This is a genomic window from Bacillus sp. TH50 (assembly GCF_016650565.1).
GTDB lineage: Bacteria > Bacillota > Bacilli > Bacillales > Bacillaceae_G > Bacillus_A > Bacillus_A mycoides.
Genome location: NZ_JAEKFM010000001.1, coordinates 1 through 2,481 on the forward strand (window position 1 = coordinate 1; position 2,481 = coordinate 2,481).

At 33.5% G+C, this 2,481-nt stretch carries 1 protein-coding gene and 2 pseudogenes; all 3 read left to right on the forward strand.

The genetic code is table 11. The features are described from left to right. Positions 1–729: 729 nt before the first annotated feature. Positions 730–997 (forward strand): annotated as a pseudogene (locus tag JFU23_RS00005) (FtsW/RodA/SpoVE family cell cycle protein); the annotation flags it as partial. A gap of 337 nt (positions 998–1,334) precedes the next feature. Next, positions 1,335–1,538, forward strand: a pseudogene (locus JFU23_RS00010) (phage holin family protein); the annotation flags it as partial. Continuing rightward, positions 1,538–2,272, forward strand: a complete 735-nt coding sequence (locus JFU23_RS00015) for an N-acetylmuramoyl-L-alanine amidase (protein ID WP_201031016.1) — start codon at positions 1,538–1,540, stop codon at positions 2,270–2,272. The pseudogene JFU23_RS00010 and the gene JFU23_RS00015, both read left to right, overlap by 1 nt. Positions 2,273–2,481 lie beyond the last annotated feature (209 nt).

Genomic DNA, 2,481 nt, shown 5'->3' on the forward strand with positions numbered 1-2,481 from the left:
AAAAAGCGAGTAAGGATATTAAAAAAGGTACACCTATTTCTTGGGATTTAATTGGATACTGAGGAAATTAGAGCGTTTATAGAGGGATTTATAACAAAAATACTATTTTAGTAGAGAATAAATTTTAAAGGCCCTGTTTTTAGACAGGGCCTTTAAAAAGGGACATTTAATAACTGAAGGTACCTTTATATTACTATTATTGGAATATGGATACCATATGTTGGATGTTGAGAAATAAAAAATTCATTCGGCACAACAAAGCAGTCAGCGAAGTTAGCTAACCACTTGTTGCACAAAAGGAAATTAGGCCCTGCAAGTAATAGATGTGTAACCTAAAGTTACATTTATAGTGTAAACAAGATTGCATATGGTATACGAAATTGTATGTAATAAAAATTTCATTTTGTAGAAATAAAAAAGGCAATCGTCGCCGAATCGCCTTTTGATAAAACAGAGCACTTTCAAACATAATGTATTCGAAGTCTTACGATATGTGTAAATAAAGGAGCAGCTAGTAAAAGCTAACTGCTCAATACAGAAAAGAGAAGAACTACAGGGACGGTTAAATGAGTTCTGGCTTTCGCCTATCTTTATTATTGACGGAATGTTTAGTTTTATGTTGATAAACCTAAAAAGAGCACATTTAAAAAGTACTCTTTAAGGAAAAAGTGAGATATCTCGAAGTAAATTAGGTTTTTTTACTTGGAAATAATATATGACTAATTCATCATAATGTTACTTCTTATATATCGAGTAACTATAATTGCTTATTCAGCAGAGAATCTGTTTGGTACATTATTATGTGCTGGGCCAATTAGTGTTTTAACACTGCAAATCTTTCAAAATATTGGTATGATTGTTGGGGTAATGCCGGTAAAAGGAATCGCACTTCCTTTTTTTATATGGAGGGAGTTCGCTATTTTCAAATATGATACTGATGGGGTTTATTTTATCGGTGCATAAAAATTATAAAAAATTCATGTTTCAAGTTAATTAAAAGTTAAGAATGTGTCTAGGTATGTTTTTGCAAAGGTTAATTTCTGAAAACGAAAAGAAATAAGATATAGTCCGGCTAGAAAACTAGAGGACACCAATTCATTAAAGCAGCAATTAAAGCTGTTTTAGGAATAGGTGTCTTTTTTTATTTTGAAAAGGAAGATGGGGAAATGAGGTGTTAAGAGGTTAATTACGTGAATGGAAAAAGTAATCAAAACAAGCTAAAAAGAAAAATAAGTAAAAACGAAAAGAGAAATTAAGCACTCGTGAAATTGAAGATTTAATGGGATGCACAGACCTTGTTATGAACATAGAACTTGGAGTGTTAAGACAAAAGTGAAAAAGCGTTTGGAAGTAACCGTGCTATTCGTAAAGGGACTATTTTCTTCTTCATGGGTAATAAGTTACTTTCACTTTTAGAAAATGCAGGACGCATGGGAATTCCACACCCGCAAGCTTTAACAAATGCAGTTAATATTTTGGGTGGTAAGAGCAATAAGACAAACTCTGAATATACTAATAAAAAAGGAGATGTAGAGTAATGGCTAAATATAGTTTACATGGTGGTCACAATAGTATTGTACAAGGTGCTAATTGGGGTAGTAGAAAAGAGCATGTCATGGATCGTCAGGTTAAGGATGCGATTGCAACTAAATTGAGAGCTTTAGGACACACAGTATATGATGATACAGACGAAATAGGCTCAACTCAAGCGCAAAACTTATCAAATATTGTTCGTAATTGTAACTCTCATTCAGTTGACTTTGTAATCTCATTTCATTTGAACTCTTATAATGGCACAGCAAATGGTGTGGAAGTGTGCTACTATGACCAACAATCGTTGGCAGCAAAAGTATCGGCACAACTTTCAAAAGATATAGGTTGGTCTAATCGTGGTGCTAAGGAACGCAAGGAACTTTATGTTCTAGCTAATACAAAGGCACCAGCAATTTTAATTGAACTTGGATTTATCGATAATGATGCAGACATGGCTAAATGGAATGTTGATAACATCGCTAACTCAATTGTGTATGCTCTTACAGGACAAACTGGAGACGGTGCAGTTCAATTGCTCAAAGTACAAACTGGAGGTGTAGGATTCAGTAATTTACAAGTCTTATCCCAAGCGATGGTTGACGCGGGTATTGACGGACAAATTGTTATTCAGAAAGACGGTATTGGATATGCTGTTACAAATGGATACCCATCCGGAAATATCGATAAGTTTACGGCTTGGTTAGACGAGCGCAAGTGGTATTATTTTTATGTGAAATAAAACATAAGAATTGTTTGGTGAATAAAAACAGTAGGTATCAGATTCTATAGGTAGATGCTTATATCTTGAATTCCATATTTATAGATGTTAGTGTGAATATACACCGTTTCTTATTTATTTATGAACATTATCTGTAGAACGAATAGATTAATTTGAAAAAATCCCCTTGTGCACCTATATGCAGAAGGGGATTTTTATTTTAATGAAGG